This is a genomic window from Ereboglobus sp. PH5-10, from assembly GCF_029504735.1.
GTDB lineage: Bacteria > Verrucomicrobiota > Verrucomicrobiia > Opitutales > Opitutaceae > Ereboglobus.
This window is the reverse complement of the sequence record NZ_JAQFIP010000023.1, coordinates 1-18,008: the sequence shown is the minus strand read 5'-3', so window position 1 is coordinate 18,008 and position 18,008 is coordinate 1. Positions and strand designations below refer to the sequence as shown.

The following is an 18,008-nucleotide window of genomic DNA, read 5'->3' as shown; positions in this document are numbered from 1 at the left end:
AGCTACAAACGCCAAAAAAAACGCAAACTGGTGAACCAAACGAAAAGACTGTAATTGCTGAGTTTTAATCATTCTTCTGAACGTGAACCAAAAACAACACTTCTCCTTAATGTTGAAGAAGTTATGTAACTAAATATCATGTATTTATAAAATTATTACAAATAATAGCCACTTTTTTGCAATACACTCAACTTTAATTATGCCGAATTGCGTCACAGCCGAAACACGATTCCCCCCGTTCGCCTTCAACCTGAAAACCGCTGACATCGCAGGCTGCCGGACGAGTTGCACACATTTCGCGCCCAGCGCTTTCTCTTTTAAACAGGGCTCGCTCTTGTCGCATCCGGCGGCTTGCTTCGCCGCACGCGGCTCCCTGTCTCCTTGAATTCGCCGACACCACTTTGAATGGCGCCAAAACCTCGCGCATGACCGAAAATGTCGGGCATATTTCGAGAAAACTGCTAAGAGAACGCTGTCATAACACTCACAAAAAAAGCTCCATCATGCACGCACGCACATGCAAATCCTGTCAAAACTGGCGGCCGCGCCGGGGCGACGCGACGGTCAGCTTGTGAAACTCTTTGTAAGCAACCCTAAAAAAGAAAAATCATGTCCAGCTCAACCCGCTACGAATCGCCCGTCGGCCCGCTTCTGCTGGCGAGCGACGGCAAAAACATCACCGGCCTCTGGATGGCCGGACAAAAATACTTCGCCTCCACCGCGAGCCAAAACATGAGCGAAAATCCAGGACTGCCGGTGTTCAAGGCCGCTCGAAAATGGCTCGACCGCTACTTCAAAGGCAAAAAGCCGGAAATCGCCGAACTGCCCCTGGCGCCCGAAGGCGGTGAGTTCCGCCAGGCGGTGTGGAAAATCCTCCGCGATATCCCGTATGGTCAAGTCATCACCTACGGCGACATCGTCAAAAAACTGGCGCGACGAATGGGCAAGCCGGGCATGTCCAGCCAGGCCGTCGGCGGGGCGGTGGGGCGCAACCCCATCTCCATCATCATCCCCTGCCACCGGGTCGTCGGCGCAAATGGCAGCCTGACCGGTTACGCCGGCGGCATTGGGAAAAAAATCAAGCTGCTCGAACTCGAGGGCGTGAACATGACCGCGTTATTCACGCCCAAAAAAGGCACGGCCCTTTAAGCCGCAAATTTTATGCGCGCGCGGGGGCGTCGCTTGTGACGTCCCCTCATGTGAAAAGTCACGCCGAACCCGTTTTGCCCGCCGCGGTGCCGGCGCTTTTCACATCGATGTTTTCCTTGCCGCCGTAAACGGCGAGCACGCGCTCAATGGTGCCCGTGGTTGAGCGCCCCGCGACCATGTCGGCGAGCACGACCTTGCCGCCGTTGGCCTCGACGATGTCGCGACCGCTCACATAGTGCGCCCAATCGCGCCCCTTCACGAGCACGTGCGGGATGATTTTTGCGATGAGATCCCGCGGTTCGTCCTCGTCGAAAAACACGACGTAATCAACCGGGCGGAGCGAGCCGAGCACATAGGCGCGATCCTCCTGCGAGTTGATCGGGCGGTCTGGCCCCTTGCCCCGGCGCACGGAGGCGTCGCTGTTGAGCCCGACGCAAAGCGCGTCGCCCTGCGCTCGCGCAAAGTTCATGTAGGTGACGTGGCCGCGGTGAAGAATGTCGAAACAGCCGTTGGTGAAAACGAGCTTCCTTCCCGCCGCGTGCAACCGGTCGCGCTCGGCGCGAATTTGTTCGGGCGTGAGGATTCTGGGCTCAAATACGTTGTTCATGCTGTTCAATTTGTATTCAATTTTTTGATACGTAAAAATGGCGGAGGCGGCGGACGGTTGCATGTTGTGGCAACAGGCGGGGGCAAATCAACCCGGGATTTCCAATCCGCCGCGCCCCGTGTTTCTCATTTGGGGAAAACACTCAGACAAACTCTTGCCTCGCGCCGCGCCGCGCACCTAAATCGCAGTTTTCCAAAATGCCGCCCGCAAACAAACAACCCACGCCGCCCGCGACGCTGCCAACGCACGTCGCAATCATCATGGACGGCAACGGTCGCTGGGCGAAACAGCGCGGCCTTCCGCGGCTCGAAGGGCACCGTCGCGGCGCCAAGGCCGTCCGCTCCACACTTACCGCCGCGTTCGAGGCCGGCGTGAAATACCTCACGCTCTACGCCTTCTCCGTCGAAAACTGGAAGCGCCCGCAGGACGAGGTCGGCGGCCTCATGCGCCTGCTCAATTATTTCCTCAAGCAGGAGCTCAAAACCCTCCAGAAAAACAAAATCTCGCTCCACACCATCGGCCGCACCGACGCGCTCCCGCCCTCCGTGCGCAAGGAGCTCGCCGCCACAATCAAGGCCACCGCGCACCACAAGGACCGCGCGCTCATCCTCGCGCTCAACTACGGCTCGCGCACTGAAATCGCCGATGCCGTCGCCGCCTACGCAAGGGCCGTCGCCGCCGGAAAAGAAAATCCCGACGACGTCTCCTGGGACGCCTTCGCGCGCCACCTCTACACCGCCGGCATCCCCGATCCCGACCTCGTCATCCGCACCTCCGGCGAGACGCGCGTCAGCAATTTCCTCCTCATGCAAAGCGCCTACGCCGAGTTCATTTTCACGCCCGTGCTCTGGCCCGACTTCGGCAAGGCCGAACTCCTCGCCTGCCTCGCCGAATACGCCAAGCGCGAACGCCGCTTCGGACAAACCGGCGAGCAAGTCGCCGGAAGAGAGAAGAGTGAAAAATGAAGGGTGAAAAAAAAGAAGCTGGCGGGATGCCGCACGACATTTGTGAACGCACCTTTTTGTTCGCGGTGCGCATTGTGAATCTTTGCCGCACACTTTCAGACCGGGCCGCGACTAACGAAGCGCGTTTGCTTTCCAGCCAGCTTTTCCGCTCCGGCACCTCGGTTGGCGCCAACGTGGAGGAAGCGCAAAGCAGTCAGAGCAAACCCGACTACATCGCCAAACTCTCCATCGCCTGCAAGGAGGCTCGGGAAACGCGCTATTGGTTGCGCCTGCTGGAGGCGGCCGGCATTCTTCAATCCGACCGCCTTCACGATATCACCGACGAAGCAAACCAGCTCATCGCCATCCTCACCACCATTATCAAAAAATGCCGCGCCTCCCTTCCTAAATAATCCCAAATCACCTCCACCCGGTTCCTTTTTCACCCTTCATTTTTCACTCTTCACTCTTTCCCTCCCATGCCCGTCATTCTTAAACGAACTTTTTCCACGCTCACGCTTTGGGCGGCGATCATTTCATTGCTCTATTTTGTCGGCGCGCACGCCGCTGTTTGGATGGTCGCGCTCATGGCCGTTGTTTCCATTTACGAGTTCAACAAACTCACGCGCGCCATCGGCCATCATCCGTTTCAGATCATGAGCATGGTCGTCGCGGGGCTGATGATCATCGTGCCCTATTATTTCCCCCAATGGAATTTCACCGCGACAGACCTGCTTGTCGTCGGCGTGCTCGGCACCGCCATCCGCATACTCGGCGAACGCGATCCGGCCACTCGCACGGAAACGCTTTCCTCGACGATTTTCGCGCTCGTTTACGTGCCGCTCATGCTCGGTTATTTCGTGCGCATCATCGGGCAATACACCGCGCCCAGCGCCTCGGCCGGCGTGCTGTTTTTTGTGTGGGTCGTGATCGTCACCAAACTTTGCGACACCGGCGCGCTCCTCACCGGCATGGCCTGCGGCAAGCATAAGATGACACCCGTCATCAGCCCGAAAAAAACATGGGAGGGCGTGGTCGGCGGCGTCATCACCTCGGCGCTCATCAGCGCGCTCTTTGCGTGGCTCTTCGCGCGCTGGCTGCCCGCGGGTTTCACGCCGCTTTTCGCCGCGCTCGTCGCCCTGCCGCTCGCCGTGCTCGGCGTGATCGGCGACCTCGTCGAATCCATCATCAAACGCCGCGCCGACATCAAGGACTCCGGCAAACTGGCCCCCGGCATCGGCGGCATGTTCGACATGACCGACAGCCTCATTCTCACGGCGCCCGCGGCCTTCTGGCTGCTGCGCCTAATGTAGAATGTGTAATGAATAATGTAGAATGTAATGACGCATACGCTCTCCTGAAAATTCTCCATAACGAATGTCCTCCGACCATTCTTCATTCTCCATTCCTCATTCTTCATTAGCCACGCGCCGCAGGCGCGTGGCGTTGCTCGGCGCGACCGGCTCCATTGGTGAAAACACGCTGCGCGTCATCGCCGCGCATCCCGACCAGCTTGAGCTCGTCGCCGTCGCCGCGCATTCGAATTGGGAAAAGCTCGCCGGCATCGTGGAAAAATTCCGCGTCCCCCACGTCGCCCTCTTCGACGAAAAGGCGCGCTCTGCCTTTCAATCCAAAATCCCAAATCCAAAATCCAAAATCACCCTTCACGCCCCCGGCGTGGAGGGCTTGCTCTCGCTCGCGCAACTTCCCGAGGCCGACACCGTGCTCGTCGCCGTCGTCGGCACGCAGGGGCTCCATCCCGCGCTCGCCGCGATTGAGGCCGGCAAGACACTCGCGCTCGCGAGCAAGGAAATCCTCGTGCTCGCCGGCAAGTTCGTGATGGACGCGGCCCGCCACCACAACGCGCAACTCATCCCCGTGGACAGCGAGCACAACGCCGTTTTCCAATGCCTCGCCGGACGCCCCGCCGACGCCGCCGTGCGCCGCGTCACGCTCACCGCGAGCGGCGGCGCGTTTCGCGACTGGTCCGCCGAGCGCCTCGCGACCGCCACGCCCGCCGACGCGCTCCGGCATCCGAATTGGGCGATGGGCCCGAAGATCACCGTCGATTGCGCCACGCTCGCCAACAAAGGGCTCGAGCTCATCGAGGCCCAAATCCTCTTCGGCCTGCGTCCCGAGCAATGCGCCGCGGTGCTCCATCCGCAAAGCATCGTGCACGCGCTCGTCGAGTTCACCGACGGCGCCATGCTCGCGCAACTCTGCCCGCCATCGATGACGTTCCCCATCCAGCACGCCCTGCTCCACCCCGCGCGCAGCGCCGCCGGCACCGAAGGCGCGCTCGACCTCGACCGCCTGCTCGCGCTCGAATTCCGACCCGTTGACGAAACGCGCTTCCCCATGCTCGCCCTCGCCAGGCAAACCATGCGCACCGGCGGCTCCGCCCCCGCGATCTACAACGCCGCGAACGAAATCGCCGTCGCCGCCTTTCTCGAAAACAAACTCCCCTTCCCCGGCATTCCGCGCACCGTTGAAAAAACACTCGCCGCCCTCGCCGCCGAGGCCGCGCGCGACCCCGCCACACTCGACACCGTCCTCGCCCTCGACGCCGAGGCCCGCCGCGTGGCGGAAACATTCCTGTAAGCCTCTTTGGAGTGCGGCGGCAGAGGGCGAAGCCCGGCGACGCCGCTTTCGCATTCACAGTAAATCCGCAAACCACTCAAAGCGGTGTCGCCGCTTCGCTCTGCCACCGCACTCCAAAAAACAACCATGCCCGCAAGCACCATCACCGAACTCACCACGCCGCGCCTCCGCCTTCGCCAATGGCGCGATTCCGATCGCGAGCTGTTTTTTGAGCTTTGCCGAAATCCGCGCGTGATGGAGTTTTTGATGCCCGTCGATGACCGCGCCGCGAGCGATGTCATCATGGATCGCTGGGCCGCGCACATTACCGGGCACGGTTGGGGTTTCTGGGCCGTCGAATTGCGCGAAGCAATTGCCGGAAACAGCGCGCCCGTTTTCATCGGTTCCGTCGGCCTGCAAATCCCGCGGCACCCGTTCCCATTCATGCCTTGCGTCGAGGTCGGCTGGCGGCTTTTCCCCGAGCACTGGGGCAAGGGTTATGCAATCGAGGCCGCGCGCGCCTCCATTGACTTTGGTTTCAACCGGCTCGGTCTTTCCGAAATCGTGGCAATCACCACCACCCCAAATCGCCGTTCGCAAGCGGTGATGCAACGCCTCGGAATGACGCCGGGAAACCCGCCCGTGTTCCGGCATCCCGCGATCCCGCGCGATCACCCGTTGAACGAACACGTCCTCTACCGGCTCGGCGCCGTGTGACGAAAAAGTTTTCAGGCTGAAAATGAAACAGCGCGGACTTGAACGCCCGCGCTGTTTTTATGAGGTCCGATTTGAAGTCGTGACGATGACAAGATTTGGGCCGGCGGATGAGTGAATCCTCACCCGCCAGCCCAAACCCCGGTTTGGTGTGCTAGGCCTTAGTCATCATCTTCATCATCATCGTCGTCGTCATCATCTTCGTCCGCGTCGTCATCATCGTCGTCATCGTCGTCGTCATCGTCGTCGTCGTCTTCGTCATCGTCGTCTTCGTCATCGTCGTCGTCGTCGTCTTCGTCGTCGTCCATATCGTCGTATGGGACATAGTCGTCTTCTTCGGGATCGAGGCCGCCCTTGGTGATTTGGGCGAGGCTCGGATAGGAACCGATGTCGTCAATCATGTGGCCGAAGATCATCGCGTCCTGCTTGCTGCAGGTGATGCCAAGCGCGTTCAGCGAAATGAATATGTATAATCCGAGCGCGCGGTCTTCTATATTGCGATGGCTTTCGAGGTGGGCGGCGCGATAGGCGAACTTCGTGTAGAGAAGCTCCTTGAACTTCTTGTCCTTCAGCGCCTCCTCCAATCCGTGCTCCTTCATGATGCAATCGATGTCGTCCTTTGCGTATTCGTTGTCGTCGTGGAGGAGCTGCGCCACGAGGAAGTTCATCGTGTCCTCGTCGGAGGCGGAGTATTTCCACTTGTTGAGAAGCGCGGGAACGTGGCGGCCGCCGTCGGGCGTGTCGTCGTTAAAACGCGCGATGTAACAGCCGATGGGAATACTGTCGCAGAACTCCGTGTGGGCCTTGAGGTATTTCTTGTCCGCGAGCGCGAGCGCATAAACGGCGTTTGATCCGAGCGGCACCTCGGCATCGCGCATCATCGGGTCCTGTTCATAATTGCCCAGGGAGATCTTGCCGATGAACTCGGCGAGGATCGGGCGGAGTTTCGCGTGCGAGGCTACGGCCATGTAGAAATCGAGCTCGTTGTCGCCGCTTTTGGCCTCGTGCGGAACGAACTTGCCGCCCTTGACCGCGCCGTAGGCGACGCCCTTGTTTTGAACCGCGTCCGTGTATTGGTGATACTGGTCGTTGTGCTGGCGGATCACTTTTTCGAGCGAGGCCGCGTCGCCAAAATCGACGACAAACTGATTGGTGCCGAGCTCGACGCCGCCAACCGTGCGCGCCTTTTTGTCGGACTCGGTTTCGATTTGCTCGACACGGTCGAACTCAAAACCGGTGCTGCACTTTTTCATGATGAGGTCGTTCATCGTGACTGCCATCGCCGCGGCGGTGGGATGCGTGAGCGTCACGGCCGTCTCGGGCGTCTCGCCGTGGACGATGGTCGTGCCGTCGATCTGCATGAACCAGTCCTGCTTCTTCTTTTTGTTTTTATAATAGGTGCGTGTAATCATTGTATTGTGTTTTTTGTTGGGTGGTTTTTTCCGATGGTGGAAATTATATTAGGTCGGAGGCTCCGGGCATGTTTCCGGCTCCGGATATTTGCAGCACGGTCTCGACCTTTTGCTCGTTGTAATCGACCTCGAGCATGTCGAGCACGGGGGCGATATAGTATTCGATCAACTGCTCGTAGCGGCCGCGGGTGTGGTCGTGGTGCCTGGTGGCGTCGACAAAAAGGTGGCCGATGAACGTGTCCCGCTTCTGCCCCTCGTTTTTCAACTCGGGCAAAATATGCTCCACGATGAAGCCGAGCGTCTCGATCCCGTGCTGGCCCGCGCCCGTGCACGCGCGGGTGGCGAGAAGCGCGAGCACGTTGTCGTAATCCTTCCACTTGGCGGCGATGGACACGATCTGGCCGCCTTGGTAAACTTCGTGATCCATGTCCATGCTGCGCAGGAGTTGTATATATTTCGGAATATATTTCTGGTCCTGCATCGCCATGGCGTAGGCGGCGTTCATGCCCTTGGGCACCTCGTCGTTGCGCCAGGCGCCGTCGGAGTCGATGGCGAGGTCGATGTAGGCGAGTATTTTTTTGTGAAGCTCGGGAAAGGCGGCCGCCGCCGTGTAAAAGGGGATTTCGCTGTCGTAGCCGATGTCGTCGGCCCTGAAATCATACTCCTTGAACTCGCCGTCCTTTTCCTCGCCGAATTCATAGTCGGCCATGTCGTCAAAGTTTTTGATGAGGAAGTTGAGCACGCGGCGCATCTGGTCCTTGTCCTTGAGATCGACGGTGATCTGGTCCTCGTCGCCCTTGTAACATTTTTTGTGATCCTCGGCATCGTAAACATTGAGCTCGGGATACAGGCTGCGCGACACGCCCTCGGCATCGTCCTCGTCAACCTCCTCGTCCTCCGGCTTGATCTCGGGGTGATAGGTGTTGGCCTTGTATGCGTCCTTGTCCGACTCGTCGGGGATCTCGCCCTCATACGGTTTTATATATTCGGCAAGGGCCGTGAACTCATCGAGGTCGTCGCGCGGAATGCCGCTGCCCGTCATGAGAACCACGCCGCCCGCGGGCGCGTCGAGGACAAGCTGGCAGCTTATGGTGCCGATCGGCGCGGGCGTGACCGAGAGCGCCTTGACGGGCATCTGCAAATCGTCGGGCAGGCTCGCGCTGATGTCCTCATACATGCCGCTGTAGTTTTGATAATAAAACTCCGCCGTGTATTCGGGCATGTGCGAAATGGAAATGGTGTATCCGGGCGCCGCCGCCGGCGGATCGATGGCGAAGGTGCCGTCACCGCTTTTGCAGAAGAGGTAATGCTCCCCGTCGATTTCCTTGTAACGGCGCTGCTTGAGGTCCTGTATCTTGCTGTTGTAATTTTTGGGAATCAAAAATTCGATTCCGGCATTCCGGAATACAACATGGAAGGGTTTCTTGAATAGTCGGGATTCTGTGTCGAGTTCTGGTTTCATGGGAAAATGATAATTCTAATTATTTTTAAACAGAGGAGATATTAAATGAAGCCCAACGGGCTTCCGTCCCCTAGCCCAGGGTTGCGAGCGTAGCGAGCCACCCTGGGAACAATGAACATAATAAACAACCCCGAAGGGGTTGCGGCCTGTGTGCCCGGCGCGTTTTCGAAAGACGCAACCCCTTTCAGGGTTGTGTTTTCTTTTTTATAAACCCCGGGGTAGGCGCTCGCAACTCGCGCCAACCCCGGGCTAAGGGATTCATCCCCGTTGGGGATGTGCGAGCGGTCGTTTTTCGTTCTCATGTCGGTATTATTTGCGTTCCTTAATATTTTTACCCGTCAGCCGATCACATAGAGAAGGTCGCGCTCGGCGTGCTTGTCGCCGCCTTTCTGGCTGACGAATATGCAGCCGTCGGAGATGTGCATGTGGCGCTCGACCTCGTCGCTGCCGGTGAACCACGGAAAATGCCAGTGGTTCCACGCCTTTGTGTTCAAATTATAAACTCCCAGCCTTCTGTCGGCATGGGAGAGGTGAATAAATTTGTCGCCCGCGATCGTCACCGCGCCATCGGACTCGCAATCGGTCACCGTCAGCGCCTTGTTGCCGTCGATGACGCAGAGGCGGTATGTGTTTTTTTCGCGATTGCCGTCGGCGTCCTTTTGGCGCGGCTGGAGGGAGGTGAATATATACAATTTCCCGTCGCGGTGCATGACCCGGCGCACGCTGTAATCGCGCCAGCGCGAGTCGTCCTCAAATTCGTGCCCCGTGGGGAGGCATTTGCCCGTGCCCAAGTCCAGCCGGTGAAGCTCTTGATGCAAAAGCGCCCACGCGGTGTCGCCGACCAGAAGCATGGGCGAATCGTGTATGTTAACGGACTGCTCGTCGGTCTTTGCGCCGCTGGCAATGTCCACATAACAAAGCATGTCCTCGCCGAGTTTCGGGGAGATAAAGACCGCCTGGTTTTTCCAGAGCAAAATCTGGTCGGGCGCGCGCTCGTCCTGGGTGAGTTTCCAGTGCTGCGCGCGCGCCGCGATATCCACGGCGACGACGGCCCGCCCCGCGCTAAAAATGGCGAGCCTGTCCTCGTGAATCTGAACGGGCGTCCGGACTTCCGAGCCCACGCCGACACTCCAAAGCTCCGCGCCGGTGGCGGGATCGAGCGCGCCGAAACGCTTGTCGTCGAGTCCGCAATAAAGCGCGCCGCCGTGCATCACCGGATAGTGCACGCCGGCATGACGCCAGAGGATTTCCCCCGTGAGGCTGTTTATACAATGCGCCTGGTCGTGCAGCCCGATAACGAGGATGCGGTCCGGCGCGAGCGCGGTTATATAATCAATATCATATTTGCCGAGGGCGAGCGCGGCCCGGAGCGCGAGTTGCGAGGCGGGCGCGTCCGGCTTGCCGGCAATCGGCACCGGGCTCCACGCAATCGCGACATCGCCCGGCGCGCGGGACTTGGCGACGTATTCGCGAATCGCCTCGTCGTAACCCTTGCGGACATCGAGCTCGATCATGATGTCCTCGGGCGTTTGGCCGGCTTTGTTTTTCGCAAAAGGATTCGCGCCGTGCTTGAGCAGCGCGCGGGTGGCATAACGCCCGACGCGCGTGTTGCGCAGCGCCAGATGCAGCGGGGTGTTGCCGTCATTGTCGCCGATATTCGGGTCCGCGCCGCCGTGGATGACGAGGTCCTCGATGGCGTCCTCGGTGTGAAGATCCATGAACTGTTCCTCGCTGGCGCAAAGCGCGGCGTAGTGCAGCGGCGTGCGACCGTTCGCGTCGCGGGCGTCCACATCGGCGCCCAGGCGGCGGAAAAGCTGGTGCAGTTTTTCCTTCTCAAAAATATCCGAGCTTTGCACGCAATGCAGCGCCGTCGCGCCGTTGTCGCGATAGCGTCGGGTGGCATCCGCGCCGGCGCGAAGCAGCGACCAAAGCGCGTGATGGCGGCGCATGTGCGGATCGCGCGCCGTGGCGTTCGGCGACGCGTCGCACGGCGCGTCCAGCCCGTCGATTTGCGGCTCGTGACGCGCGTGAAACAGGAGCGGCGTCATGCCCTCGTTGTCGGTGCAATCGACATCGGCGCCGGCCTTTTTCAAAATGAGCGTGAGCATGTCGCGGTCGCCGATCGCGCCGGAAAGCCATTGCTTGAAACGCTCGTCGGGCGAGGCGGGCTCCTTGTATCCGGCGGCCTCGCGCAGCTCCCTCCACATAATCGAGCTGACGCCCGCCAGCACGGCGTTGTGAAAATTGTCCACGCCCAGAAATGCGTTTATCTGCTTGCCGAGCGCGGAGGGCGTGCCGGAGCCGGTGAAGTTGTAATAGAACAGCGCGTTGCGACCGAGCGAATCGCGGGCGTTGGCGTCGATGCCGCGCTTGATGAGAAACATCGCCACGATGATCGCGCCGCTCTCGTGCTCCGTAAAACAGGCGTGGTGCAAAAGCGTGCGCCCCGCCGAATCGCGCACGTTTATTTTGCTGAACGGACGGGAAAGATAGCGCTCGATCAAATGCGTCCCGCCATGGCGCGCGGCGCGGAAAAGGTCCTCCAACGGAATTTCGCCGTCATCGTGCGCCGCGGCAAAATGCGCCACCTCGGCGCTCATTTTTCCTCGGGCATGCTCAATCGCCGTGAGACCGCCGCCATGATGGCCGCGACTGATCGCGCTGACCTTGGCGCCCGCCCCGACGAGACGGCGGACAAAATCCAAGTCGTGCCCGTAGTGCTCAAGCGCCGCATGCATCACGCCAAGCCCGCTTTGCGGATCGATCGACGAACACTGCGCGCCGTGCCCAAGAAGCCAGTCGGCAAACGGACGATTCTTCGCCGCAATCGCGCGGCAAAGCAGGTGTTCGCACGCGGCGGATTTTAAGTCGAGCCCGGCGCGCCCGATAATCTCCGCGGCAAGCTCGGCGCCGACGCGCGGCAGTATTTTTACGACGTGCGGATCGCGCGCGACATCGTGGCCGGAATCAATCATGACGCGCACCATGGCGTCGCCCCGCCCCGCCGCGGTTTCGATGTGCCCGGAGCCTTGAAACGCGAATGTCTTTATCAGCGGAGTGAAGAGCCGGACGATTTCCTCGTGACCGTTTTTGATGGCCTCGTCGTAAGCGTGCCCCCACTCGGTCGCCGCGTCGGGATCGAGCCCCTCCTTGAGAAAACAGCGGACGGCCTCGATGTCGCCCTTGCCGCAAAGGCGCAGAAATTTGCGAACATCCTGGTCCTGTATGCCAAGCGAAGGACGCGAAAGAACGGATTGCGGCGCGGCGGCCGGCGCGGGAGGCGCGGACGCGACCGACTGAAAAGCGCTCGCGGCGGCGGCCAGCGCCCCGGCGTCCGTGACCTCCTCAAACCCCTTGCGCACGCGCTGCGCGACAAGCGCGGCGGCCTCCTTTTCGCAAACCTCGGGCGAGGGAAAAGTTTTCGTCTCAAGTTTCCCCGCCGCCGCTCCGCCGATCTTCCCCGTCAACGTCGAAAAGCCGCTCCCGCTGATCTGCAAATACCAGTATTTGTTCGAGATTCCGTCGGAAAAAGTGAAGGCGCGAAGAGACATGAAAACAAGTGATGCGGTTTTTCTGAAAAGTGGGACGCAGCGAAACCGGACGTGAAATCTTTACAATGCTTTATGGGCGAAATAGAAAATAACTGTAAATTTCCAAGAAATTCCAACAGTCCGAAAAACCGGAAAAATGTTTTCGTCCGCCACCGCCCGCCATGCGCCGCTTCCCCGGCTGCCTTACAAAATTGTAACCCCGCCCGTGAAAAAAACCATTGAGCCGCGACGCACAAACAACCGAGAATGACAGCCCGGTCACCTCCCAACCTCTCCGCCAATTTTCCCGATGGATCACCTCCAAACAATTTTTTCCAACGTCTGGTATATCGCGCTCGCCATTTTTTTCCTGGGCGTGTCGATCTTTGTCCACGAGCTCGGCCACTTCCTCGCGGCGCGCAAACGCGGCATGAAAGTCGAGCGATTCTCGATCGGCTTCGGTCCGAAAATCGTTTCATGGACCGGCAAGGACGGCGTCGAATACCGCCTCTCGTGGCTGCCGCTCGGCGGCTACGTCGCGCTGCCGCAGCTCGCGGACATGGGCGCGATCGAGGGCGAATCCAAAACCGCCGCCGAAAAACTCCCGCCGATTTCGTTTTCAACCAAGGTGATCGTCGCCTCGGCGGGCGCGGTCTTTAACGTGATCTTCGCATTCCTGCTCGCGACAATCGTATGGGCGGTCGGACAGCAAGTGGCGGAACAACCCAACGTCATCGGCGTTGTGCGCCCGGTCATTGAAACAAGCGACGGCAAAATAATCACCAGCCCCGCAGCCGCGGCGGGCATCAAGGCGGGCGACACCGTGCTCGCGGTTGACGGGCGCGAAGTCTCAACCTTCAGCGACATCTTTGAAAGCATCATGCTTGGCTCCGGCCGCGGGGAAAACGACGCGCCCAAGGTCACGCTCACCATCAGGCGCGACGGCGCTGTTCGAGACATCGACGTTTTTCCCGCGTATGTTTCGCGCGACAATCTTCGCAGCATAGGCATCTCGATTGCCACAAAAGTCGTCGCGGCAAACATCGTCCCCGGCTCCGCCGCAGCGGATGCGGGACTCAAAACCGGTGACATGCTGATGACGGTTGACGGGCGTGAAATCCAAAGCACCTCGACAATCATCGACCATATCGCGCAAACCAAGGACAAGCCGATCACACTGAAATACATTCGCGCGGACAAGGAGCACAGCATCACGCTCACCCCGCGCCTTTCGGAAAATCCCCAGACTAAGGAACCCGCCTACATGATTGGCATTACGCTGGGCGCCATACTCCCATCCAGAACGGCGCACATCACGCCCTGGGCGCAAATTGGGGAGGTATTCACACGCACCTGGCGCACGCTCAAAAGCCTCGGCAACCGCAACTCCGACATCGGCCTCGACAAAATGAGCGGCCCCATCGGCATCGTCACGATCATCAGTTCGGCGGCAAGATCCAGCATCATCGACGTTCTTTATTTCCTCGTCCTGATCAACGTCAGCCTTGCGATCTTCAACATGCTGCCGATCCCCGTGCTCGACGGCGGGCACATCCTCTTTGCCGTCATCGCAAAAGTCCGCGGACGCCCGCTGCCCGCAAGCGTCATCGCAACCACGCAAAGCGTCTTCATGCTGCTCCTGTTTTCGATGATCATCTACGTGAGCTTCTTCGATGTGCGCCGCAATCTCCCGCAGTCCAAGCCCGCGCCCGCCGCGCAGCAACAAGCGCCGGAGAAACCGGCCGCCGAAGAGCCGTCGAAATAACGCCGCGTCGCCACCGCAGACGGCCAGCGGCAAGCCGCCTGCAAACACACAGGGGCGATTTGGATCATTCCGTTTTGAGGCGTCAGTTGGCAGCCGGCTCCGTCGTCACCCGCGGCAACGGCGGGGGTTTGGACGTCGCGAGTTCATCCGGTGGCGCGCCATTGCACGTGGCGAGGCGCAACCACATCGCGCCCGCCGCGAGCAACGCCACCCCGCCGAGATTCATCCACCAAGTGTTTTCCCAAAATAATTCGGCCTCGGGCACGGTGTTCATTTTGCTCATGAAGTAGAGCGCAACCGCATTGTTGAGCGCGTGCACAAAAACGCAAAGCGCCACCGAGCGCGTGCGCATGTAAATCCAACCCAGCACCAGCCCGATCGTAAACGCCGACACCGCCTGCCACGGATTCAAGTGCATCACCGCGAAAAACACCGCCGACAGCACAATCGCCGTCCACGGACGCAACCTGTTAAGCATTCCGCGCAAAAACACCCCCCGGCACAAAAACTCCTCCGTGAACGGCGCCACCACCACGAGCGTCACCGCCGAGCCAACCGGCCACTTCGAGAAATCGCCCAAGTCGCCCATCAACTGCTTGAACGAGTCCGACATGGGCAGCCAGTCCTGGAAACGCATGTCCAGCTCGTTGATCAAGATTATCATCCCCAGCCCGATCAGCAGGACCGGCACGAACAGCAACACCGGCTTGGCGCGCCACACAAGCGCCGCGCGCCAGGGCATTCGCGCGCTCTTCATTTCCCAAAGCATGAACATGAGCCAGGCCGATGTGTTGCCGACCGCCGCCACCCAAGGAGAAGTCATCGCGCCCATCAAGGCCTGCATCGTCAACGCCTCGCCCGCGCACAAAAGTTGCGCCGCCACCACTGCGGCAAAGATCGCGGCAGCCACCTGGTTTAGCGCGATAAAACACAGCATCCATTTGAGAAACACAATGACAGCGCGGCCCTTGGAGTAAGATAACATGTTCGCCAGAATTGGCCGCCCACACGTTATAGTCACGCGAAAACCTCCGAACGCATCCGGCAAGCATTCCCGGCGATTGCAAAAACGAATGCTTGAACTCGCCCGACATTCCCCGTGAATTACCCGCGTGCAACCACCAGCGCAGGCGTAGCACAATGGATAGTGTAGCGGTCTCCGAAGCCGTTGATCCGGGTTCGACTCCCGGCGCTTGCACCAGCTCTTTTCATAGGGGAACAGAGGGAAAATTGGCGAGTTTTAGAATTCCCGAAAAAGTGCCAAGTTTGCCAAGTTTGACTCGATTCGGGTCAACTTTTAATCAACCTGCTGGGGATGCTCCCAAAACTTTACCGCATCACGCAGCCTCGGAAAATGTGGCAAGTTGTCTTCACCGAGCCCAACGGCAAGCGGCGGCGGCGGCATTTTTCAAAAAAGGAAGCGGCCGAGAAATACCACAAAGCCATTTTGACGCAGGCGAAAATCGCGGGCACGTCCGGCCTCGTGATGGATTCGGAAGCTCGGGCGGAGTATTTCGCGGCAAAGCGCGCCCTCGAGGGCGTGCCGTTGATGACGGCCGTCCGGCATTATCTCAAGCATCGCCCGATCGGGGCGGCGGCAACACCGTTGCCGGAAGCCCTGGGGCAATTTATTTCCGAGAAAAAACGCCTCGGCCGTGCCGAACGCACGGTGGCCGCGCTCCGGAATACCCTTGAGCAATTTTTGGCCGAAACGGAAGCGCGGCGGTGTTGCGATTTCACCCGTGAAGCGGTGACGAAATATCTCGATTCGTTGGACGTGGAGCCCGGCACGATCAAGAACCATCGGCGGCGGCTCTCTGCGTTCGGTTCGTGGATGGTTCGGCGGCAAATCATTCCTGACAATCCGGTGAGGCATATCGAGCCACCGACTGTCGATCTGCGGCCGCCCCGCGTGCTGACTCCGGCGCAAGCGTCGCTGGTGATGGCAAAAGCTGCGGACTATGTGGACGGGACATTCGCGACCACATTTGCGATCGCACTTTTCGCAGGCCTGCGACGTGGCGAGATCGAGCGTTTGTCCTGGGATGCGGTGCATCTCGACGGCGAGCCGGTTATTCGTGTCAGCCTCGGCAAACTTCGCGGGCGGCGTTCGGTGCGCGTGGTGCCGATCTGCGATGCGCTTTTGTCCTGGCTAAAATGGGGACGTGCCCGCGGGCATCCGCTCGTGAAAATGTCGTCGAACTCGGCGAAGATTCGCAAGGCGGTGACGTGGCAAACGGACATCACACGGCATTCGTGGATTTCCTACCGGCTCGCGCTCGTCAAAGATGAAGCTCAGGTGGCACGCGAAGCGGGGAATTCTCCGGATATGATTTACAGGCATTATTTTCAGCTCGTGAGCGAGAAAGAGGCGGCGAAGTATTTTGCCATTTTTGCGCCCTAAAAAACAAAGGTTTGCTTTCTTATTAGTTTCCCCGAGCCGGGGTTCGGGGGCGGCGGCGAGCCCCCGCGACGGCACGAAGTGCCGCCATGACGTGGAGCCGCCTACCCCCAAGCATTGCAATGCAATGCGCAGGCGGCGGAACGCCTCGAATTACTTTTCGCCCTCGATCTTGCCTCTCACCGTGCGCCCGTCGCTCTCGCTCCATTTGTCCGTGGTGCCTTTCGTGTAGTAGGCGCTTAAACCCTCGCCAGTCACATAAAGTCCCGGGCGATGTGACGAGTGTTTGCGTTTTAAATCTTTGGCGATTTCGGCGGCAATTTGCTCTGGTGTTTTTTCGGGTTCGGCTGGTGGGATGTAATGGCTCACTGGTTGCTCTCGGCGTTCCTGAGCTATGACGTGGAGCGGTTTTGATGGCGTTGGCTTGGCAAGGGCATCTGCAACGGCTTTGGCGTTGGCGGCAGCTGCAGCGGCGGCTTGCTGCTCTGCAATTTCAACTTCCTTGGGGGATGCCGTGTGCGGTTTAAGGAGTTCCTCGCTGATATCGAGCGACCGTCTGGAACGGGTCATTGTGTCGGGATTGAAAGCGTAATCGACCGAGACGTTATGGAGCCAATAAAGCAGCCACCCGCAAACAGGAATGAATATAATGACAAGGAGGTAGGGCGTTTGTTTGGACTCGGGGCAATTTCGGAGACAGTGACTTGCCGTGAAAACCATTACGGCGAAATGCAGGATTGAGAGGAAAAGAATGACGTTTGGCCGAAGTAGAGCAGCAAGCAAAAGCTGATAGGCGAAAGGGAGACCTTCGATCGCTTCCATAGTCGTTAGTTCGATCCACTTGTCCAATCCGCTTAGGTCGAATGGTGGTGCAGAAGCGGCAAGTAGTTTGGTCATTAAGGGCATGGCAAAATTTGCGGAAATCAGAGAGGGTATTTTTTACATCGGAAACAGTAAGGAAATAAATCGCAGGGCAAACGCTTCAAGTAGTAGGGGTGGAGCGGGCTTTTTTTTCCTTAGTTCCTTTTGTGATTTCGAGAAGGCGTTTTTCTTCCGCACTGATCGGCGGTGAGCCTTCACCAAACCACCATTTTATAACGTTAGTTGCGTATTCCGTTGGGTTACTGCTCAAGGCTTTGCTGCGCCTTGTGATTTCTTCGGCGATGTAATCAGGCAAGCGAACGAGATAAGGCTTTTTTTCGGACATAGAGACACATCTGGCACAAGGGGCAAAAAAGACACTTGATTTTATTGATATTTTAAAATAGCCATAGCTATCAAAAATGAAAACAAGGGGCTATTCTATCCGACAAGTTGCCGACGAAGTGGGCGTTTCCTACCGCACGATCAAGCGGCGCGTGGACGCAGGCCTGATACCGGCGAAGCACTACGGCCCCAAGACGACGCGCATCGAGCGCAAGACACTCGTGGCGTTAAAGAACTA

Annotated in this window: 15 protein-coding genes and 1 tRNA gene; 9 read left to right on the top strand and 7 right to left on the bottom strand. The window is 59.0% G+C overall.

Annotated elements, in window-relative coordinates; translation table 11 throughout:
• Window positions 1-609: 609 nt before the first annotated feature.
• Window positions 610-1,149: a methylated-DNA--[protein]-cysteine S-methyltransferase gene (locus M2447_RS12790; RefSeq protein WP_277558915.1), complete on the top strand. Its 540-nt coding sequence runs from the start codon at window positions 610-612 to the stop codon at window positions 1,147-1,149.
• A 58-nt stretch (window positions 1,150-1,207) separates the two neighbouring features.
• Here the strand turns inward: M2447_RS12790 and M2447_RS12785 are convergent, their stop codons facing one another.
• A complete protein-coding gene (locus tag M2447_RS12785; RefSeq protein ID WP_277558914.1) occupies window positions 1,208-1,756 on the bottom strand; it encodes an adenylyltransferase/cytidyltransferase family protein in 549 nt (182 codons plus the stop codon).
• 197 nt (window positions 1,757-1,953) lie between these two features.
• Here M2447_RS12785 and M2447_RS12780 point away from each other — a divergent pair, with 197 nt between their 5' ends.
• The 5 genes from M2447_RS12780 (at window position 1,954) to M2447_RS12760 (ending at window position 5,997) form a co-directional block, all read left to right on the top strand.
• Entirely contained in the window at window positions 1,954-2,721 is a 768-nt protein-coding gene (locus M2447_RS12780) for an isoprenyl transferase (RefSeq protein WP_277558913.1), read from the top strand.
• Window positions 2,718-3,113: a four helix bundle protein gene (locus M2447_RS12775; RefSeq protein ID WP_338031081.1), complete on the top strand. Its 396-nt coding sequence runs from the start codon at window positions 2,718-2,720 to the stop codon at window positions 3,111-3,113. Before M2447_RS12780 ends, M2447_RS12775 begins: the two co-directional genes overlap by 4 nt.
• Window positions 3,114-3,179: 66 nt before the next feature.
• Window positions 3,180-4,013, top strand: coding sequence for a CDP-archaeol synthase (locus M2447_RS12770; RefSeq protein WP_236918992.1), 834 nt, complete (start codon window positions 3,180-3,182; stop codon window positions 4,011-4,013).
• 64 nt (window positions 4,014-4,077) lie between these two features.
• On the top strand, window positions 4,078-5,301 hold the full coding sequence (gene dxr, locus M2447_RS12765; RefSeq protein ID WP_277558912.1) for a 1-deoxy-D-xylulose-5-phosphate reductoisomerase: 1,224 nt from the start codon (window positions 4,078-4,080) through the stop codon (window positions 5,299-5,301).
• A 126-nt stretch (window positions 5,302-5,427) separates the two neighbouring features.
• Window positions 5,428-5,997, top strand: coding sequence for a GNAT family N-acetyltransferase (locus tag M2447_RS12760; protein WP_277558911.1), 570 nt, complete (start codon window positions 5,428-5,430; stop codon window positions 5,995-5,997).
• A gap of 158 nt (window positions 5,998-6,155) precedes the next feature.
• Here M2447_RS12760 and M2447_RS12755 read toward each other — a convergent pair whose 3' ends face one another.
• The 3 genes from M2447_RS12755 to M2447_RS12745 all read right to left on the bottom strand — a co-directional run bounded on the left by M2447_RS12755 (window position 6,156) and on the right by M2447_RS12745 (window position 12,419).
• Window positions 6,156-7,406 carry a hypothetical protein gene (locus tag M2447_RS12755; RefSeq protein ID WP_277558910.1) on the bottom strand — a complete coding sequence of 417 codons (1,251 nt, stop codon included), beginning with the start codon at window positions 7,404-7,406 and terminating at the stop codon, window positions 6,156-6,158.
• 43 nt (window positions 7,407-7,449) lie between these two features.
• A complete protein-coding gene (locus M2447_RS12750; RefSeq protein WP_277558909.1) occupies window positions 7,450-8,868 on the bottom strand; it encodes a hypothetical protein in 1,419 nt (472 codons plus the stop codon).
• Window positions 8,869-9,206: 338 nt separating this feature from the next.
• A complete protein-coding gene (locus M2447_RS12745; RefSeq protein WP_277558908.1) occupies window positions 9,207-12,419 on the bottom strand; it encodes a PQQ-binding-like beta-propeller repeat protein in 3,213 nt (1,070 codons plus the stop codon).
• A 289-nt stretch (window positions 12,420-12,708) separates the two neighbouring features.
• Here M2447_RS12745 and rseP point away from each other — a divergent pair, with 289 nt between their 5' ends.
• Entirely contained in the window at window positions 12,709-14,163 is a 1,455-nt protein-coding gene (gene rseP / locus M2447_RS12740; RefSeq protein ID WP_277558906.1) for an RIP metalloprotease RseP, read from the top strand.
• Window positions 14,164-14,245: 82 nt separating this feature from the next.
• On the opposite strand, the gene M2447_RS12735 is transcribed toward rseP, so the two are convergent.
• Window positions 14,246-15,148: a CPBP family intramembrane glutamic endopeptidase gene (locus tag M2447_RS12735; RefSeq protein WP_277558905.1), complete on the bottom strand. Its 903-nt coding sequence runs from the start codon at window positions 15,146-15,148 to the stop codon at window positions 14,246-14,248.
• A gap of 141 nt (window positions 15,149-15,289) precedes the next feature.
• On the opposite strand from M2447_RS12735, the gene M2447_RS12730 reads away from it, so the two are divergent.
• Together M2447_RS12730 and M2447_RS12725 are read left to right on the top strand one after the other, a co-directional pair.
• Window positions 15,290-15,364, top strand: a tRNA-Arg gene (locus M2447_RS12730).
• Window positions 15,365-15,517: 153 nt separating this feature from the next.
• Window positions 15,518-16,567 carry a phage integrase N-terminal SAM-like domain-containing protein gene (locus M2447_RS12725; RefSeq protein ID WP_277558904.1) on the top strand — a complete coding sequence of 350 codons (1,050 nt, stop codon included), beginning with the start codon at window positions 15,518-15,520 and terminating at the stop codon, window positions 16,565-16,567.
• Between the two features lie 150 nt (window positions 16,568-16,717).
• Here the strand turns inward: M2447_RS12725 and M2447_RS12720 are convergent, their stop codons facing one another.
• Window positions 16,718-17,461 (bottom strand): hypothetical protein, encoded by a 744-nt coding sequence (locus tag M2447_RS12720; RefSeq protein WP_277558903.1) that lies wholly within the window; start codon window positions 17,459-17,461, stop codon window positions 16,718-16,720.
• Between the two features lie 85 nt (window positions 17,462-17,546).
• Window positions 17,547-17,771 carry a hypothetical protein gene (locus M2447_RS12715; protein WP_277558902.1) on the bottom strand — a complete coding sequence of 75 codons (225 nt, stop codon included), beginning with the start codon at window positions 17,769-17,771 and terminating at the stop codon, window positions 17,547-17,549.
• Window positions 17,772-18,008: the final 237 nt, after the last annotated feature.